The 20,786-nt window shown below is 71.4% G+C and carries 3 protein-coding genes; all 3 read left to right on the top strand.

Translation table 11 applies throughout. The annotated features are described in order from the left end of the window. Positions 1–2,565: 2,565 nt before the first annotated feature. The 3 genes from ACIRFL_RS34285 (at position 2,566) to ACIRFL_RS34275 (ending at position 20,593) form a co-directional block, all read left to right on the top strand. On the top strand, positions 2,566–19,467 hold the full coding sequence (locus tag ACIRFL_RS34285) for a hypothetical protein (RefSeq protein ID WP_404036490.1): 16,902 nt from the start codon (positions 2,566–2,568) through the stop codon (positions 19,465–19,467). Positions 19,468–19,854: 387 nt separating this feature from the next. Beyond that, positions 19,855–20,112 carry a hypothetical protein gene (locus ACIRFL_RS34280; RefSeq protein ID WP_404036487.1) on the top strand — a complete coding sequence of 86 codons (258 nt, stop codon included), beginning with the start codon at positions 19,855–19,857 and terminating at the stop codon, positions 20,110–20,112. 88 nt (positions 20,113–20,200) lie between these two features. Continuing rightward, positions 20,201–20,593: an ester cyclase gene (locus ACIRFL_RS34275; RefSeq protein WP_404036484.1), complete on the top strand. Its 393-nt coding sequence runs from the start codon at positions 20,201–20,203 to the stop codon at positions 20,591–20,593. Positions 20,594–20,786: the final 193 nt, after the last annotated feature.

Below are 20,786 nucleotides of genomic sequence, written 5' to 3'. Positions count from 1 at the left end.
GACCTTGCGGATGGGTCGCGTGCCGAGGCCTCGGGAACGGGTGGGAAGTCGTCGGGGGGTTCGCGTCCTGGTAATGGCCCCCGGATCGTCGAGCTGAAGGACCTTGCGGATGGGTCGCGTGCCGGCGGCGGCAACCTGCGCACCAACCGCGGCAGTAGCAGTACCACGCAAGTCGAGACACCGTCCCTGGATAAGCGCCGTGGAGGCGGCAGGGGTGCCGGCCCCCGGATCGACGCTCGGCCTGGTGCGGAGGACGGCCGCTCGTCCTCGTCCGCCAAGGAGCAGTCCTCGGAGACGACAAGCCCGAAGTCGGACCAGAGAACGGCGGAGTCCACGTCGGCCCCCACCTCGTCGCGGCCGGACGAAGCGCCTGAGACTTCGTTGTCGGAGTCCAAGTCCGCTACGTCTACGGCGTCCGGGTCGGAGGTGGCGCCGCCCAGGACCGCGTTGGCGGAGCCCGGGTCGACGCAGCGGATGAGCGGCCCGCAGGACAGCCCGCATCACACGCCCGCCGAGGCCGACGGTGCTCCGTCGCGTGGGGCGGGGGATGGCTCCAAGTCTGGTGCGAGGTCGCCGAGTCCGTCCGTTCCGGACGGTCAGCGGTCGGGTGCCGGTGAGGGCAACCTGCGCGCGAACAACGGCAGTGACAGTGTCACCTACACCACGACACACTCTTCGGGCGAGCAGCCCGCCGGCCAGAGGAGCGCCCGGTCCGGCGGAGACGATGCCCGTCCGTCGTCGTCCCGCACCTCGCAGTCTTCCGGGAACGGTTCCAGGAACCTCAGCCCCGACGAATCGGGGCAGGGTCCGGCCGGCCGTGACGAAGGGCGCGACGTGTCCCCGGCTGCGGCCAGGAAGCCGGATGCCCAACTCGCGGATGCGCGCCGTGATGACGGCTCCGCTGCCGAACAGCGGCCCACCTCGGACCGGCCCGTCACGGAACCCCTCGTCTCATCGGGGCACCGCGGCTCCGGCATGACGGCCGGGGACAACGTCCGTCCGTCCTCGCCCGACAAGGCGCGGCCCTCTGGGAAGGCCGCTGACTCGAAGGCCGAGCCCACGCGGCCGTCGTCGACAGGCGACACCGTCACCCACTCGGCCAGAACACCGGACGGTGACCGGCTCGGCGCACCCAGGGCGGGGAACGGCCCCGTCAGGGACGCCGAGGACGGGACCCCCGTGCGTATCCCGGGGCAGACGGACCACATCGTGCCCCCCTCCGCTCAATCGCCCGAAATGCCGGTGTCTCCCGTGCCCGCCACGACGCCGGACAGGGGCACGGCCGGACCGATTGCCGCGTCGCGGGTGGAGGACTCCACCTCGTCCGAGCCGGTCGGCACGCCGCCGCGCACGGCGGCCCCCGGCACCGGCGCGGAGCGGGGCGGGCGTACGAGCGGACACCAGGAGGGCGGCGAGGTTCCGGCCCTCCGTCAGGACACAGACACGGCGCCCACCACGGGCATCACTCCTGTGCCGGACGCTCCTTCCCCCAGTCACCGTCACCCGGGCGCGGCGCGTTTCGACATCGACGCCGCCCGGGCGCGGCTCGACGATCCCGCCGTGGCGCCGGAACGACGGGAGGAGTCTGTCCTGTGGGCCGAACGCGCCGTGCTGGACCGCATACAGCACGTCGCACCGGACGAGAACCCCATGGGCGTCGTGGCACGGCCCGAGGAGGTCGTGGAACTCGTCGCCGCAGAGCACCTGCGCGCCGGGCACCTGCCGGCGACGGCCCTGCTGGGCTCCCTCGTCAGGGGCCCCGAGATCGCCGCACAGCCCGCAGCGCAGCCGCAGCCGCAGCCCCGGCCGGAGCCCCGGCCGGAGCCCGAGGCCGACGCGCGGCCGCAACCGGACTCCGAGCAACTGCCGGCTCTGCCGGTGTCGGGCGGGAGGGGTGCCGACACCGCGGCGTCAGAGGCCGTTCCGCCCGCGGGGAGCATCGTCCCCACGGCGCCCACGTCCTCGGCAGAGTCGACCGCGATCGGCTCCGCCTCGGGTCCGGTGGCCGCGTCCGGTGCGGAGACCGTCCTGCCCGGGTCCTCGGACGAGTCTCCGGAACCCTCCTCGTCCCCGGTGCCGGGCTCTGCTGGGGAAGGGGAAGACCGGCCGGGGTCGGAGTCCGAATGGCCGGACGTCCTCTTCGCGCCGCCGGCTCGCGGGGTGGGGCTGGATCCGATTCGTGACTGGCTGGAGATTTCGGCGAGTGGGGGGTCGCGCCGTTCTTCCGCGCTGCGTGCCATTGATCGGGCGGTGTCGCGGTTGCCGCGCGATGCGGGGATCGAGGACTTGCGGCGTGTGCTGGTCAGCGTGACGGAATGGAAGAGTGACAAGGGGCCGGAGAGCAGGCGATGGAATGCTGTTTCGCGTCTGGAGGCGGCGGTCCGCGACAGGATGGATCAGCTTGCTCCTCCTGCGCGTGTTTCCGTCCGTGACAGGGTGGAGCAGCGTGCTTCCGGGCGCACTCCTGAGCGTGGGGGCTATTCCGCCCGGCCTGGGCCTTCTTCGCGGCGAGGCGAGCCGCCTGTTGTGGCGCCGCTGGTCTCCGCCGCTCCGGGAGCGGTGCAGGTGGAGGGGTTCGGTCCGGCCGTTGGGTACGAGGCCGAGCTGCACCGGTACCGGGTGGAGCTGCCCCGGGGCGCGGAGGTCGAGGAGTTCGGCGACATCGTGGAGCTGCCCGGGCTTCTGACGATCACGTTGGACAAAGCTGGGGGAGTGCCGGTCCCTGAGATCGTCACGAAGCCGGCTCGTGTTCTGGTGCGAGGACCGGCGGACGGCCGGGCCGAACGGTCCGAGGTGCAGGCGGCCACCAACGACGTGATGTACCAGCTCGAGCGCGCGAGGTCGGGAGCGAGACTCGGGCAGATCTTCCCCAAATCGGCAGGATATGTAGTGGATCCCCTCGCGGAAAATCTGCCGGTCAGGATCAACGAGGCCGGATACGCGATACTGGTGCATCACACGGCGACCGCTCCGACCTCGCGTCTCGTGGCGTTCATCGAACACGTCAGGGACCGTATGCGGCGTGAGTCCCCACCCGTGCAGATCGCTCATGCGGACGCGGGCGCCGGCATCGCATTCGGTGCCTGGGCCCGTGAGGACTTCGCACGCTGGCTCAACCGATACCCGGACTGGGCCGATGTCGCGAACCCGGAGGACGGCGACGAACTGGAAGGTGTGATCGCGCTCGGATACACCCAGGTCGCTGCCACTGTGCGGGGAGGAGCGCTCGGCGGGACGTACCGGCCGAAGGACCTCACTGCGGTGGCCTCCCGCGATTCTCTCGCGGCCGTGCGGAGCAAGCTTGGTGCGGCGCCCCTCGCGTATCTTGAGCATCGGGCGCCGAGCATCGCCGCCCATTTCGCGAGCCGCTTCGACAACGAGATCGTCGTAAGGGACGGGAGTGTCCTCGACCTGCCGCTGATGATGTCAGGCGACTCGTCGCGCGCGAGGGGCGGCTCGTCGCGCGCGACGGTCCGCCAGTACCTCGACAACCTGCTCCTGGCCACGCCGGAACGGATCGTGACCCAGTATCAGGCACTGGGGATACGTACCGCGTTCCACACACTGGAGACCAATCCCGACCACCGGGGTGTGCCGCGTCTTGAGCCGCCTGTCGTCAGGATGGAGGTCCGGAGCTACGCGTCGACGGAGCAGACTGCGCAGACCATCGCGCGCGACAGCGACACCCTGGCGGTCCTCTCCCTCAACCTTTACAACGAGGCGAGGCTGGATCGCGGACTGCCGCCGGTCGGCCGGCCCCTCGCTCCCGCCCAGCCCGACTTCCTGTTCGCGCCGCCCGCCAGGACTGCGCCGTCAGTACGACCGGCCGGCAGCGCGGTGCCGGCGGAACCTGCCCCTGCCCCTGCCCCGTCACCCACTCCTCTCCCGCCGGCTCTCGTGGAGAAGGCGGCCCGGCTCGTCGCGATGGACGCGGACGCGCGGGCACGGGAGCTGGCGTCGCTGCCGTGGCGGGATCGGGAGCTCCTGGCTGCTGACCGGGCGTTCGTGGAGCAGTTGCGTGCCGGCTTGTCCGTGGAGGAGTTCACGGCGGTGGCGGCGCGGTTGCTGGTCGTCGTTCCTGAGGGTGTGGAACAGCCCGAGGCCGCCCGGGCGGAAGCGGAGGCCCTGGTCGCGGACATGCTCGCCGATCCGCAGATCGCGGTGGCGTTGCTGACCGGGGGCCGTCGCCTCATCGTGGTGCCCCGGAACCGGCCGCTGACGTCGCTTGAGGAGTTCGCCGGGCTCAGGGGCCGCCACCATCCCGGAGGAGGCTGGTCGGCCGACGCCGCACGGGGACTCTACCGCCGCCGTCTGGCCGGCGTCGGCGAGGAGAACCTGCTGGGTGAGACCACCGACCTGCTCGGCGACGACGTCTACGACGACGGGTACTCCGTTGCCCGTCAGTGGGCGCACGCGATCGAGTCGGTGCTGAGCGCCGAGGACCGGCAGTTGATCGTCGACGTGTACGAGGCGAAGAAGGCTGCCGCGGTCCCGGCCGCTCAATGGCCGGACGGGCCCGGCCCCAACCATTCGTCCAGCAACGCACACGAGTATTTCGCGCAGCTCAGCAATGCCTATCTCGGTGCGAACACCGGTAAGGACTCCAACTCGCGGCGCGGCCCGCGCAACAACGGGTCGGACTGGGTGGAGCAGCACGACCCGGCACTGCTGCCGCTGCTGCGCAGGCTCTACGGCCCTGGCCGGCCCTCGAACCTCGGCAGCGACGACGTCTACGACGACGGGTACTCCGTTGCCCGTCAGTGGGCGCACGCGATCGAGTCGGTGCTGAGCGCCGAGGACCGGCAGTTGATCGTCGACGTGTACGAGGCGAAGAAGGCTGCCGCGGTCCCGGCCGCTCAATGGCCGGACGGGCTTGGCCCCAACCATTCGTCCAGCAACGCACACGAGTATTTCGCGCAGCTCAGCAATGCCTATCTCGGTGCGAACACCGGTAAGGACTCCAACTCGCGGCGCGGCCCGCGCAACAACGGGTCGGACTGGGTGGAGCAGCACGACCCGGCACTGCTGCCGCTGCTGCGCAGGCTCTACGGCCCTGGCCGGCCCTCGAACCTCGGCAGCGACGACGTCTACGACGACGGGTACTCCATTGCCCGTCATGAGTGGGCGCACGCGATCGAGTCGGTGCTGAGCGCCGAGGACCGGAAGTTGATCCGCGACGTGTACGAGGCGAAGGTTGCCGCGGACCCGCCCGCTCAATGGCCGGACGGGCCTGCCCCCAACCACTCGTCCAGCAACGCACACGAGTATTTCGCGCAGCTCAGCAATGCCTATCTCGGTGCGAACACCGGTAAGGACTCCAACTCGCGGCGCGGCCCGCGCAACAACGGGTCGGACTGGGTGGAGCAGCACGACCCGGCACTGCTGCCGCTGCTGCGCAGGCTCTACGGCCCTGGCCGGCCCTCGAACCTCGGCAGCAGGGACAACCCCTACATCCTCACGGGCTTCCGCCAACTGTGGGACCGAGCCGAGGGCGAACTGACGGGACACGACTCCACACCGACGCCCCATGACAACGAGATTCCCACGCAAACTCGTGGCGTCGAGGTGTCCGACACGGCCCAGCAGGGTGGGTCCGATGTCCACACGGAGCCGGAGACGCTGCCGGCCCGTTATGACGGCGATGAGTGGGTCGATCGACCTTCTGGGAGCGGACGCAGGTGGCTCCGGGCGGACATCGTCGACGACGAGGCAGTGCCGTCTTCGGTCACCCCCGATGGCGAGTTGGATGAGTCACCTGACGCTCTGTTCGCGCCGCCTGCCCGGTCGGCCGAGACTGAGCCGTCGGCGGACGTTCTTCGGGCACCGGCGCCTCGGCAGGCGAGGCAGGCCGAGGAGACGACGCGTCACGCTGCCGTCGAGGCGCAGGCTTCCACCGCCGGGCAGCGGTCCCTTTCCCAGGAGGAGCAGTTGGCCGAGCGGGGGCTGGCGCCGGTGTATGTCCTGCCGGGTGGGGACGTGCTGGCGCACGCGCTGACCGCCGTCGCGCCGGGCGAGAGCGGCCGACTGGCGGGGCACAGCTGGCCCGCCGGTCCGCAGGAGCTGCGGGCCGCGCTCGCCGACGCGCTCGCCGCCGATCTGGGACTGCCGTCGGACGAACAACGGCTGTGGTCCGCGGTGGCAGGACAGGCAGGGCCGTCGGGAGCTCCGCTCGTGACCGCTTTCGGCGGTTCCGAGGGCGAGGCCGTCCGTGCTCTGCGGACCGGATCAGGCCCTGAGGCCACGGATTGGCTCACTCTGGCCGTGGCCGCGCCCGTACTGGGGCTGCGTCTGACCGTGCTGACGCCGGACGGCTCCCCCTGGACGACCGGCCCGGAGACCGGTCGGCGGGTCGCCCTTCTCCAGCAGGAGAACCCCGCCCCCTTTACCGCGCGATGGGCGGCCACCGAACCCACCGCGCAGGCCCGGCAGGCTCGACGGCCCGACGTGTCGCAGCTCGCGGGTGCCTCGGGTTACACCTGGGGCACCACGTCCGCCGACAGCAGTACGCCTCCCGGCACCATCACGCCTCCCGCTTCCGGCGAATCGGCGCGCCCGGCGGTGTTCTTCGGCTCCGAACCGCGGCCGAGCACGCCGGATTCCCAGCGGGCCGGTACCTCCTCCGGTACCCCGGTCACCCGGACACCTCCGGCCCCGGCCGAGGAGGCCAGTCCCGTCTCCGCCCCCGTCGCGGAGAGCGCCCTGACGCCCCCACCCGCGGAGGAGACCACCACACCCCCGCGAACGGCCCGGGACACGAGGGACGAGCAGGACGCGGACACGGTGACGATCCCCGACGTGCCCGCCGACGACGGGACGGACGTGGTCCCCGCCGTTCCCCGGGAGGAGGAGCCGCCGCGCACCCTGTCCGCGTACGCGCGGCCGCTGCCGGAGCCGGACGCCCCGTCCCCGGATCCCGACGCGGTGCCGCCGCGGACCGACGGGGTTCCGGTGATTGTGGTGACCTCTCCCGAAGGGGAGGTGTCCCCGCTGGACGCCCATCGCGATCCCGATCCGGCACCCACCGGGGCCGCGCCTTCGACACCGGTTACCGGGACGCGTGATCCCGCTCCGTGGTACCTCGCCCATGGCGCGATGGGCCAGGCCATCGTTGCCCAGTCCACCGAGACCATCGACTTCCGGCGGGAGCAGGCGGATTTCTGGGCGGAGCAGATCAGTGCACGCCTGGACCTGACCGGTCCCGGCCCGCACATCGCGCTGCGTTCGGGCATCAGGACCGCGATCAGCGATCTGCTGGTCACCGCCGAGCCGAAGGAGTGGGACGACATCCTCGCGGCCGGGCGCACGCTGGTCGTGGACGGCCGGCTGGTGTGGCTGCGCCCGGTGATGCGGGATCTGACGCCCGTGCCCCGGACCAAGGGGGAGGTCAACGAGTACCCGGTCGGCTTCGGTTCCACCGCCACCGGAGGGCGGAGCGGACACGAGGTCAGCCAAGGAATAGAGTCGACACTGCTCACCCTCATCAACCTGGGGACAAGCGTTGCCGCGTCCGCAGCCGCGGTACCCGCCCCCCAGCTCTACGTGGGCTCTTCCAAGTCCAAGGACAGCGGCTGGCTGCGTACCGTCCTGACCGGCCGCAAGCCCTTCATCAACGACCTCACCCGCTTCGGCGCCGGTCTCCAGATGAAGGTGTTCGTCGACGGTGCGGACGCCACCCCCACCGTCTTCCACAAGGTCACCGTGCCGGACCGGATCCATATCGATATTCCCACCGTCTACACCGGTGAGGAGGGGCACCGACCCGACTACCGTGCCCCCGAGGCCGAAAGCCCTCGGCGCCAGCGAGCTTCCGCTTCCCGCCCCCACTCCCAGGCCCGTGAGCTGCTGCAGGCGATCGACCTCACGCCCGTCATCGCCGGACTGCACCGGAACATGCGCGCCGCCGGGCTGCCCGCCTCGGCCGTCAAGAAGATCCTGACGCAGGCCAAGATGGACCGGGCCCAGGGGTTCCTGACCGAGCCGACGGCCCGTAGTCGCTATCCGTGGTGGGCCGGTGGGGACTCCTCCAACGGCATCGAGGTCTCCGGGTCCTTGTTCGGGAAGTTCCGGGGGCATCTGCGGATCCGCAGGGAGATCGACAGCCTCCAGTATCTCGGGGACAGCAAGGTCGGTACCCGCGACGACATCGGTGTAGGGGAGGGCAGCACCCGCGACAGTCAGGGGGGTTCGGACGCGGGATTCGGCTTCGGGTACAACACCGCGGGAGTCGGCGTGGGCGGGGATTTCTCCGTCGACACGGACGCGGGAACTTCCCCCGAATCCGAGAACAAGCTGTCCGTCCAACTGTCGGGCCTGGCCCCGGCGATCACCTTCAAGGCCGGGGTGAACCGCGACGTCGGCCATTCGCTGGACTCCTCGCACACGAGCCATACGGTGCTCAACGACTTCGCGAGGCAGTCCCGCTACCGGGCCGGGCTGCGCCTGGAAGTGACCTTGGAATCCAGCACGCACAGGATCGCCCCGGTGGGGGTGACCACCGAGGGCGAACTCAGTGTCCCGCAGCGCGAAGCGGCGCACTTCGTACGGCGTACCGTCGGCTCGGGGTGGACCGCCGACCTGCGGCCGGCGGCCGGCGGTGCGGATGCTCCACGGCACCGCGTGTTCGCCCTCTCCCCGTCGTGGAGGGTGTCGAAGCTGCCGGATACCAGGCCGCTGTTCCGGTTCCGGATGGCGGTGGAGCGTGCCCAGGGACGGCTCACCCCTCACCCGCGGGAACCGCTCGCGCTCGCCTCCCGCCGTGGCCTCGGTTTCGGCGTGCCGATCGCCCTGCCGGGCGTCGAGACCCTCCAGCAGGACCTGCGGGATGCCATCGAGCGGCTGCACGTCCTGGACGTCGGTGCCGAAGAGGCGAAGAAGAGCGCCTGGGCCCAGGCCGACCGGGACCTGGCGGCCTTCTACGGCCGCCCGGCCCTCGAAGGGGACGTGGCCCAGGCGCTCCTCGGAATCCACCGCACCATCCAGGTCGGTAAACGCCGCTACAAGGTCTCCGCGAAGGCGAGGTGGGACAGCCGGATCGAGGAGCCCAGCCCGCTGGCCGACCCGGTCACCGAGGAGAACCGCCCGGAGGGTGACTTCTCCATGAAGGTCAACACCCGGGCCGCGACCGGGGCCGCCACGGCCGGTGAGCGCGGCAAGGGCTGGAGGGCGGCTGTCACCTTCGGCGGCGGAGCCCGTCTGTCCATCCCCGAGTACGAGCTCTCGCTCGGCAATCTGCACTTCACCACCCCGCCCATACGCATGCAGTTCGGTTCTGTGCGAGGGCTCGTCAGCAGTTCCAAGGAGAAGAGCCGCAAGTACGGCGGCTCCGTCGGCAGCTACCGCCGTACCGAGACCGGTAAGCGGATCGACGAGCACCGCTATCACATGGCCGTGAACTGGACGGTCACACCCGAGAAGAAGAGCCGGTTCAAGCCGAGCTGGCTGACCAAGCGACGGTTCCTGAACGGGCGCAATCGCTTCGTCGCCCGGGTCGTCGTCCCGCATGAGCACGTCCCTGCCACGCCGGTCACGCCGGAGCAGGCACAGGCGGCCGGTCACACGGTCGTGGGAACGGCGCCGACCGAGGTCGGCCGGCGGCTGGACTTCGCCGGCGGGGCCCAGGGGATCTACCCCGTCTTCCACCTCATGCCCGAGCTGGCCCAGCTCGGCGCCCGTATGTATGCCGAGCGGCTGTACGCCGGGGAACGGAACGGGGCCAAGCGGCGGAGCCTGATCGACGCCTGGCTCGACAACCCCGCGGACTGGCCCCAGGAGATCCGCGACCTGGCCCATCCCATGGTCCTCGCCTCTCACTTCGGCGAGGAGGTCGATCAGGGCGGATACGAGAAGGAACTGCCGAAGGACGGCAAGTACAAGCAGGCGCTGCGCCTGCGGCTCCTCGTGGACAACGTCAACGACCTCGGGGCCAACTCGGAAACGGAGGTCGAGCACTACCTCAAGGGCAACGCCGCGTACGAATCCGAGCAGGAGGGCGAGTGGAGCGCGGGCGTGACGGGCACCGTCGGCCCCCAGCTGCGGTTCGGCTCCGACGCGCAGGACGGTGATCACCCCGCCGGCCCCGGGGGCCGGCTGACCGTCCTCGGCCAAGCCTCGGTCGCCTGGAACTGGGGCAAGGGGGCGTCCGAGAGCGACGGCCGGATCGATATCACCCGGGCCACCTACGGGGGTCCCGTGCACACGCTGCGTACCGACCCGGTCTTCGAACTGACCTACGTCCGCTGGCGCGGCGACGAACTCACCGAGACCACCCGGTATCTGCGGGCAACCGAAGCGCTCGATCTGCTCGTCCCCGAGCGACGGATGTCCGACATCCTTCCTCCCGAGACCGGCACGGCCGCCGGATCGGAGCCGCGGCAGACCCCGGCGACGGACCCGACCGCGGAGCCGGAGCAGGTTCCGGTGACGGGCCGGACCGCGGAGCCGGGCCAGGTTCCGGTGACGGATGAGGCTCGGGTGGCCGAGGTGACTCGGACCTATCTGGATACCGGTCTGCTCCCCGGGATCGCGCACCCTGAACTCTTGCGGGTCGATGTCCTGCAGACGATCAACGACCGGCTGCGTGCCAGGGGGATTGTCCGTGCCGAGGGCGAGGGGGCCACGGCGCCTCGTCCCAACCTGCTCCAGCGGTCGCTGAAAGCGGCCTACTCCTCCGAGGCGTTGCAGAGTGAGTGGCACGCTCTGACCACTGAGGGCGTGCTGCGCTGGTTCCCCGTGCCCGGCTCATGGGGCACCACCCGGTATCTGTGGGTGAACGTCACGGCGACCAGGCTCGACCGCCCCCATGGGCAGCGTCCCCGTGACGAGATCAAGCTCACGCTGCGCGGCGAGGCGGTCGAGGAGGAGTCCCAGAGCCGTGATTCCGGCTGGGAACACGACATCGGTGTCGCTGTCCGGGCCCGTGCCGGAAATGAGAAGGGGCACGGCGGGTTCGAGGCCGAAGTCGAGTACTCCGCGTCCAAGGGCACGAAGGACGAGGACGCCGAGAAGAAAGTTGGCATCTACCGGGCCACCACCCAGGACCCCTCCGAGGAGTTCGAACACGGCATCACCTTCCGCGTCGAGATGGGTACGACCACCGAACTGCCGGAGGTGCTCACCACACCCGCACAGGGTGCGCTGTCGGCGGCCCGCCTGTTCTCCCAGGCGGAAGGACCCGAGGGCAGCCCGTCGGTCTCCGCCTGGCACGACCCCGGGGACGGCCCGGACCAGCTCGTCGACGGCGACGTACGGCTGCTCGTCCCACGCCCCCTCACCGTCGAGACCGGCCGGCCGCAGCAGTGGCCCCACGGCCTCACCGCGCCACGCGAGACCCAGGTCACCTGGCTGTGGCACAGCTCGCAGAACCCGCCGGCCCCCGCGCTGCCGGACACGTTGGTCGACAACCTCCATCCGTGGACGGTGCCCGCTGCCGCATCGATCGGGCGCTGGGCCAAGCTGACCGCGGTACGCCACCGCACCGTGCCCTCCCCGCAGGTGGGCACGGTGCCGGAGATAGCAGGCCTGGATCTCACCACCACCGCGGGGGTGCACTACCGCCACCGCACCACGGGCACTGTGATGCGCCCCCGCATCAGGGAGCTGCTGAAGCACGCGTACTGGGTGCCGCTCGGCGACCGGTCGGCCATCGTGGGCTTGGAGCTGGACGGCGCCGAGATCCTGGGCCCCCCGGAAGGCGTACTGCTCAAGCAGCGCAGGTACCACCAGGCCGACGAGGAACCCATGCACGAGACCCATCGGGACAGCGGCTGGCGGATCGCGGTCGGTCCGGAAGCCGGCGGCCCGGTCAACGATGAGAAAATGCTCGAACGCCTGGCGGTCGACGTGAAGAACTGGGAGGACAGCGAGAGCCGAAGCGCGGCACTGGGCGATACCGACGAGCGCAACGCGGAAGGCAAGCGGCCCTACCGGGCCTACCGCTTCGACGTCACCGCCGTGGTCAACGGGCCGCACGGCACCGTACGGATCAAGGTGCCGGGCGGTCTCTACGGCGCGCTGCCGGTGGACAAGAACACCGGCAGGCTGACCCACGGCCTGGAAGACGACGCCACCGTGGGCCCCCTCCTCCGCCCGGCACCGCCGGCCACCGAAACGGCGGCGGAGAGGGCCACGGTGACGGCCGGTCAGGAGGGCATGACCTCCCTGCCGGACACCGTGCGAGCGCAGCCCGCCGCCGCGAGCGGGTCCCGGGAGCCGGGGGAGGCCATCCCCGCGCCCCCGACGACCACCACCACACTCCTGGAAGCACCCGTGCCCGCCCGGCTCCCGGCGGCGGAGATGCCTTCCTCCGCCGGGCAGCGGTCCCTTTCCCAGGAGGAGCAGTTGGCCGAGCGGGGGCTGGCGCCGGTGTATGTCCTGCCGGGTGGGGACGTGCTGGCACACGCGCTGACCGCCGTCGCCCCGGCCGAGAGCGGCCGACTGGCGGGGCACAGCTGGCCCGCCGGTCCGGAGGAGTTGCGGGCCGCGCTCGCCGGCGCGCTCGCCGCCGATCTGGGACTGCCGCCGGGCGAACAGCGGCTGTGGTCCGTGGTGGCAGGTCAGTCAGGGCCGTCGGGAGTTCCGCTTGTGGCCGCTTTCGGCGGTTCCGCGGACGAGGCCGTCCGTGCTCTGCGGACCGGATCGGGCCCTGAGGCCGCGGACTGGCTCACTTTGGCCGTGGCCGCGCCTGTCCTGGGGCTGCGTCTGAGCGTGCTGATGCCGGACGGCTCTCTCTGGACGACTGGCCCGGAGACCGGCCGGTCGGTCGCCCTTCTCCAGCAGGAGGACCCCGCCCCGTACACCGCGCGATGGGCGGCCACCGAACCCACCGCCCAGGCCCGGCAGGCTCGACGGCCCGACGTGTCGCAGCTCGCGGGTGCCTCGGGTTACACCTGGGGCACCACGTCCGCCGACAGCAGTACGCCTCCTGACACCACCACGCGTGCCGCTGCCACGGCGTCGTCCTCGGCGGTGCCGGCAGACGTCGGGGCGCGCACCGGGGGGAGTCCGGCGAGGCCGGCTGCCGCGGCTTCCGGCGGCTCGGCGCGCCCGGCGGTGTTCTTCGGCTCCGAACCGCGGCCGAGCACGCCGGATTCCCAGCGGGCCGGTACCTCCTCCGGTACCCCGGTCACCCGGACACCTCCGGCTCAGGTCGCGGAGACCAGCGAAGTCTCCGCCCCGGTCGCGGAGAGCGCCCTGACGCCCCCGCCCGCGGAGGAGGCCACCACACCTCCGCGAACGGCCCGGGACACGAGGGACGAGCAGGACACGGACGCGGTGACGATCCTCGACGTGCCCGCCGACGACGGGACGGACGTGGTCCCCGCCGTTCCCGCGGACGAGGAGCCGCCGCGCACCCTGTCTCCGTACGCGCTGACCTACGGCGCGAGGCTCGACGGCTCCGTGGGGCTCGCCGTGTACGAGCCGCTGTCCGAGGACGTGCTCGGCGCGCTCCACCAGCAGGTCCTCGACGGCCTGGGAGTGGAGCCCGGCAGCGCGGCCGACCGTGCGGTGCGCGAGGAACTCGCCGCCGTACTCAGCCAGTCGGAGATCGCCCGGGAACTGCCGCAGGTGCGCAGCGCCCGCGGACACCGCGTCACCGTCACCGTGGACGGCCAGGAACGCACGATCGACGTCCGGCTGCGGCTGACCGACCCTGCGCTGTCCACCCGCGCGGGCGTCTCCGGCGAGGTTCCGCGCCGGACGACCCTGGAGCGGCACGGCGAGGGGGGACAGTCCTCCTCCCGGAGCGAGGGCTCCGGCACCATGCGGACCGTGCCGATCCCGTGGATCGGGATCTACGACGGTCCGGCCGGGCCGCTGCGCTGGTTCGACGGCGCCCTGGTGCTCAGCCTGACGCACAACCAGTCCTCCGAGTCGTCCACGGTCAGCGACGGCCTGACGGCCAGGAGCATGCAGCGCGCCAACGATCCGGCACACGCCGTGCAGTACACCAGCCGCTGGCAGATACGGATCGACACGGACCGCAACGCTCCGGTGGACGCCTGGAGCCCGGAGCGGGTGGGGGGACCGCTGACCGTCTGGTTCCCCGAGCACCGGGTCTTCGGCGACGGCGGCGCCGCCGGGCCGCTGCCCGAGCCGGCCGGTCTCGACGACCTGCCGCTGTGGGGCGTCGACGAGGTCCTCGATCCGGGCAGGCTGCTGGACGAACTGCGCGCGGACGAAGGTTTCACCGTGCTGAACAACCTGGGCGCGGACTCCCACGAGGAACTGGAGGAGTTCCTCTCCGAACGGACCCTCAGGGGCAGCCTGCCGATGATGCGTGACGGCGGCGTCCACTCGCCGGTGCTGTTCGACCGGCACGGCGACTCGCTGGGCGTGCTCCGGCTCGAAGCCACCGTGCTGTCTCAGAGGCCCGTCGCCGGGACACCGGACGGAAAGTTCTCCCTGGAGTCCTGGCTCACCCAGAGCTCCGGTGTGGAGCAGTCGTCACGGCTCACCAGTGGTGTCGCGCTCGACGGCAGCGGCGGGCCCATGTTCACCCCCGACCACGAGGTCGGCCATCCGGACGCGGCCAGGCTCATGGGCGGAAGCATCATGGCCAAGGCCGGCGTGTCCTGGCAGTCCGGTGACGCGCTGAACACCAGCAGCTCCGTGGCGCTGATGCACGCCCTCTACACGACCAGCAGCCATCTGGTCACACCGGCGGACATCACCTACCGCGTCACGCTCATCCGCTCGGGCGGCGGCGAGATCACCGGCTCCTTCGGCCCCTGGCCGGACGGTGCGTCCCTGCGGCTGCCGCAGCGGAGCACCACGACCGGTCACGTTCCCACGCCGGAGGAGCGGCGACGGCTCCCCGAGCACCTGGAGAACCTGGAGAGCATCGGATCCTCCGCCGTGCCCCTCGCCCCCGAGGGCACCGGGCCGATGTTCGACCGGGCGGAGACATGGTTGCGGCGCGAGGGCTTCCTGCCGTCGGCCGAGCGTGAGTCCGTCTTCAACGAGACCCGTGCCGAACAGCAGTTGGAGAATCTGCGCAGGTTCGCCCAACTGCGTTCCCGGCTCGGGCAGGCCGCCGCGATGCCCGACGCGGTCGATGGGGGCAGGCCCTTGTGGTTCGAGCTCCCCGACCACGTGAGCGGCGGCATGCGCCGCGTGCAGCTACGGTTCTCCGCCACTCGCGACCGCACCCCGCCCGGGGCCCAGGCGGAGGCCGCGCTGCCGCCCGCCGCGCACGTCCGGCGGTTGCCGGACGTGGACACCGTGACCTTCCTTTCGCTTGAGGCGCGCGGCGACCGGCAGCGCAGCAACCAGTTCGGCGGCACCGTCGGCGCCGGAGGCGGTCCGCGCTTCCCGGTCGACGGTGGCGCCGCGGCACTCGACGCGACCGGGGACTTCACCTGGGGAAGGCGGCACGAAACCGCCACGAGTGCCGGATCCGCGTCCGGCGTCGACCCGTTCAACATCACCTTGGACGCAGGCACCGAACTCTTCGAGATTCCGGCGCTGTTCACGCTGGATCTCTACGAGGGCACCGCCGAGGAGCCTACGGTCCGGTTCGCCGCCGAACCGACGCCCGAACCGGCGCTCGGGGCAGACCCCGAGGCGATCCAGTCGGCCGTACCCGCTCCGCCGTTCGCCACCGGACGCGTCCGCCTCGTGGTGCCGCATCACCGCACCCTCCCGTGGGACTCGCGCCCCGTGGTGCCGGCCGCGCCGCACCGGGTCCGCGCGCCCATCACCGGGGGCGGGCAGGACGACGACCACGTGCGGCTGGGCCTGACGGACGAAGCGGGGCGTCCGCGGGAGGGGCTGCTGAGGCTGCCGGATGACGCGAACGTGGACGTCTTCCGCGGCAGCGCGGCCCTCCAGGAGGCGTTCCGGCAGATTGTCACCGGCACGTATCCCGGTCATCCGGCCGTCGGCACGTTCGGGCAATGGGCCCAGGCAGCCGCGAGCCAGTTGCCGGGTGCGGTGACCGGGCCCGGCAACCGGCTCCGGGGGTACTTGACCGGCCCGGCGGTCGAGGACCAGCAGGCGTTCGCCGGGGAGGCCCTGTTCCAGCAGCTGAGGGCCGCCGGCCTGCTCGCCCGCGCCGCGCAGATCTTCAACGGCGTCTACGTCATGGAAGGCCTGACCCTGCCCGGGTTGCTCGCCGACCAGGAGCTGTCCGTGGAGATCGCAGGATATCTGCACAATCCCACTTATCACGGTTCGTACAACACCTACGCGGAAAACAACATCGCCGCCAAGGACATGTCCGCGCAGGGGCGTTCCGTCACCACCTCCCACCAGTACGGCGGCGCACTCAGCGCGCTCCAGTCGCCGCCCCCGCCGGCCTCCGACGGCACGCCGCAGAGGGCCTCGCTTGCCAACCCCAGCGTGCGGGGGGTCTACACCCACCGCACAGCCAGGACGAGCGAGCGCTCCGCCGGCTCCTCGGTCGTACGGACCCCGACACAGGCCGCGGAACACCACCTCATCGGAGCCGACGCCACGCTGCTCCTGACCCTCCGCCAGGGCACCCGGAACGTCGCCATGAACGTCGCAGGCCTGGGCGAACACGACGACATCACCCTCGCGATCGACCTCCCGCGCGCCGTCCGGTTCCAGCTCTCCGACAGCCAACTGGTCCGCTTCGAACACTGGTTCACCGGCGTGCCGGAGCTACCCCGGCCGGTTGTGCAGCCGGACACGGTGCCGTTGCCGGAGCACTACGTGGTAAGCGGCGACATCGGTTTCGCCAGCGTCCTGTCCGTCACCCAGCTCGACGACCCGATACGGCGCAACGAGAGCCGCGACCGGCTGCGGCGCGAGCTGCTCACGCTGGTGGAAAGGGAAGCTCCCGGCGTGACCCGACCCGGGCATGTCGCCTATCGGAGGGGAGTGGCCGCCCGTATCGCCGACATGACCTCGCCCGCCGGACTGCGGGCGCTTCCGGGCCGACGCAGGGTGAGCCTCTGGTTCCGCCACGCCGGACGGCACGGCAGCCGTCTCGTGGAGGTCGTTCTTTCCGCCGAGCCGGTGGCCCAGCCCCCCGCTCGACGCGAGGTCCGCGGCCGGCCCGCCGGCACCGGGGTGGGTATAGACCAGATCGCTTCCCATGCCCCGGGCAACCGCTCCGAGTCCGCGACGGTCACCCGCTCCGTGCAGGTGTCGGCGAACCCCATCTCCCGGTACCCGCGTCCTCAGGCACGGTCCGGCCGTACCGACCGGACCGGTCCCGTGCTGTCCGGCACAGGGACCCGCGGCCGGAGCTCGCGTACCGCCCGCGCAGCGCAGGACACCTACTGGGCCAGGACCGAGAACGCCGCGGACTTCGACGACATCGACTACACCATCACCGCGACGGTGCGCGCGGAACTCCTTCAGGACTGGCCGCCGGATCTGGTCGGCGGAGCCCTGGAATCCGGCCTGCTGACCCTGACCGATCAAGACGGCGGCACACTGATCGCCCGAATCGGCAGACTGCTGCGCGGAAGGCCCGCCCACCAGGTCCGGATCCCGGCGGCGGTGTCACTGCGGTTCGCCGGCTCGGAGGCCGTCGCACCGCGCCGGCACGCACCGGCGGTGCGGCCCCGTATCACTCAGGCCGACCCACGGCTGCCCGCGCCGCAGGCTCCACTTCCGCTCGGCGGGCCGACCTTCACGGCCGGGTCCCGGCTGATCCCCACCGGCGCGACCCCGGTGTACGGGTTCAACGCCTTCCATGAGCTGGCCGAGGCGCTGCGCACGGTGGCGCCGCGGCTCTCCGGCTCGTGGGGCCTGACGGCCGACCTGACGCCGGAGGCGGCGGCGTTCCGCCTGGGGGAACTCGTGCAGGCCGGGGAGATCCCCGTCGAGGCGCCGCGCACGGCGGCGGGTCTGACCCCCACGATGCCCGGTGCCTGGCCCGTCGAGAGCGAACCGGTCACCCCCCGCCTCCAGGTGACGCTGCACAATCCGCGGCCGATCACCGAGGCGGACGACATCGCGGTCGACCGGTTGCGGGTGACATCGCACTCGGTCGGCAGTTCCGCGTCGGCGGAATCGACCGCCGGTCTGGGCTACCAGTGGACCCAGAGCGGCAACGACGCGAACATGCACCTGGTCAGTTTCACCCTGCCCGTCCTGAACCGGCAGCCCCTCTCGCGTGCGGGTGGCGTCTCGGCCTCCGCCGGCGGCTGGGATCGCGTCAAGACCGGTTCAGCCGCCGCCTCCGGGACAGAGCCCGCCACACGCAGCTACGAGACCATGGTGGACGTGGTGATCACCGTCACCGGGGAGGAGACCCGCTACGTCACCGGCAGCGCGATCGCCCGTGTCTACGAGCGTGACCTGCTCGGCTACGGGGTCACCGCGCCGCGCACCGCCTCCCAGGTGTACGACCTGCCGTCGATGCTCTCCGAGCAGCCGAACGACACGCTGCGGAACTGGCGGACGCATCCGGTCACCGAGCTGCCCGCGGTGCTCGCCCGGGGACTGGACGAGCGGGAGAACGCCGCTCAGCTCTGGCTCCATCTGGGCGCCGACCCGGACGGCACCGCGCTGGCCCGCGCTCTGTACGTGGGGTCGCGCACCGCGGTGGCGGCCGGCCGGCCGGTGGAACTGGTGGTGCGCGGAGCGACAGGACTGCGGTTCTGGCCGTTCGGTGCCGACGGTTCGCTCGTCGACCTCACTCCGGCCACCCAGGACACCTGGAACCGGCTGCGCGCCGCGATCGTCACCGCCACCGACGCCACCGCCGCCGAGGCCGACCAGGTCGCCCGGGAGACGGAGCTGGTGCCGAGGGAGGCGGAGGCCGAGTCGCGACTGGCGAACTCGCGGCGGGAGCTGACCACCGCGACCGAGGCGCGGGACGCCGCCGCGGCGGCACACGCCACCGCCAGGTCCGCCCGCGACTCCCTCGCCGATCGTCTCCGCGACGCCGAGGCGGCACGCGCGGCCGCCGAGGAGGAGGCCGCGCCATACGCGGCGGCGGTCACGACGGCAGAGCAGCGGCTCGCGCAGACGGAGCAAGCCGTACTGGACGCCCGGCGGGAGGTCGAACAGGAAGCCGCCCGGCTGCGGCTGCTCACCGCCGACGGGCATGAGCCGACACCGCAGGCGGGTCCCGGTCCCCGGGCCGCACTGGCCGAAGCACGTGCCGAACGCGACAGCGCCCGGGACGCGCTGGGCCGCGCGCAGGACATGGCCGACGTGGCCCGGAGGGCGGTGGATCGCGCCACCGAGAAGGTGGGAGACCTGGGCGACCGGCTCGCCGCCGCCGACGAACAGATGCGGGAGGCCGCTCTCCGGGAGCGTGACGCCGAGGACGCCGTCACCCGGGCCACTTCGGCTCGGGACCAGCACTACCGGGACCACCGGCAGCTTCAGGAGGAGCTGCGCGACGCCCGCCGGCAGCAGGCCGACCAGCAGCGTCTGTGGGAGGACGCCTGGAGGGCCATGCCCGGCCAGTCGGGGATGCTGAGCGCCGACCGCTGCCGGGAGGGGGTCGGCGGGGCACGGTACCCACTGGGCTCGCTCTCCTAGCCGGTTGGGAACGACGAAAGCTCGGGACGGCCGAGTTCTGAAGCACGTCGAGTTTGTCGGAGGCATCCGATCTTGGAAACGAGGATGGGGTTATGGCGAAGGAACAGGCGCCAGAAGGCAGCCGTGGTGCGGATGGTGGGAGTTCACCACGGTGGCGCCGAACAGGCCCTGGGGCGCGGATCCGACGTTCGTGCTGACGGACCATCGGCGCTTCGTATGACAACGCCCTCGCCGACACCGTGAACGGGTGTGGCAAAGCTGAAGTCGTTCGGCGAGTTCGCTGTTGGGCACAGGGCGCCTCACGCGCTCTCGGACAGATAGCCCGTGGCCCGTGCGAGCTCGGAGATCGACAGGGTGTCGCGGGCGAGGGCGTCGCGCGCCAGGCTCATGCGCCAGTGCGAGGTGGTTCTGCACCAGCGGGCCGCCGGCGGCGGCGATCCCGACCTCGGTGGCGAGGAGATCGATCAGCTGCGCGAGCCGCCCGCCATGAGGATCGCCCACGCGGACGATCACCAGCGGCGGCAGAAGATCCGTCAGGAGGGCCGTGCGGGGCCGGAGCAGGCCGATCGCCCCTGGAGCCCGGAATTGAGCGCCGATGACACCTCCTGGACGATACGTAAAGAAGTCTGGACTCTGCATCATTGATCGTACGCCGTTGCACCCGCAGTATCGAGGTCGCAGGTGAACCACGAGCACACGAGTACAGCCCGGACGCCGGGTGAGAGAGGCAGTCATGTCCGACTTCGACATTCGCGAGTTCTACGACCGCTACTGCGAGGCGCTCAACGCGCATGAGTTCGACCGCATGGACGAGTTCGTCCACGAGTCCATCCTCTCGCACGGCGAGCCGGCCACTCGCGCGGACGTGGTCGCGGCGCTCAAGAGCATCACGGACGCGGTTCCCGACATGTACTGGGAGATTAAGGAGGTGGCGATCCACGGTGAAACCCTGGCCTGCCACTCCGTCAACCACGGCACCCCTACCAAGGAATGGCTCGGGGTGGCCCCCACCGGCGCTCGGATCGAGATCGACGAGTTCGCCCTGTACCGGGTCCGTGACGGAAAGTTCGTGCAGATGTCCAACGTCCACGACGTCGAGGCCCTGAAGAAGCAGCTCGCGGGCTGACTCGGTCGGGCTCATCCTGGACGATGCGTAAAGAACTGCGGACTCTGCATGATGGATAGTATCCCCGATCTCCCGCATTATCGAGGTGGGACGGATCAGCTACGAGAAAGTGATGGAGACACCCACATGGGACAGCTGGAAGGCAAGACGGCGGTGGTCACGGGGGGCAGCTCCGGTATCGGTCTGGCCACCG

Origin of the sequence: Streptomyces sp. NPDC102462, from assembly GCF_044765425.1 — a bacterium.
Classification (GTDB): Bacteria; Actinomycetota; Actinomycetes; order Streptomycetales; family Streptomycetaceae; genus Streptomyces.
Note: the sequence above shows the minus strand (reverse complement) of the source record. Positions and strands in the feature narration are given on the sequence as shown.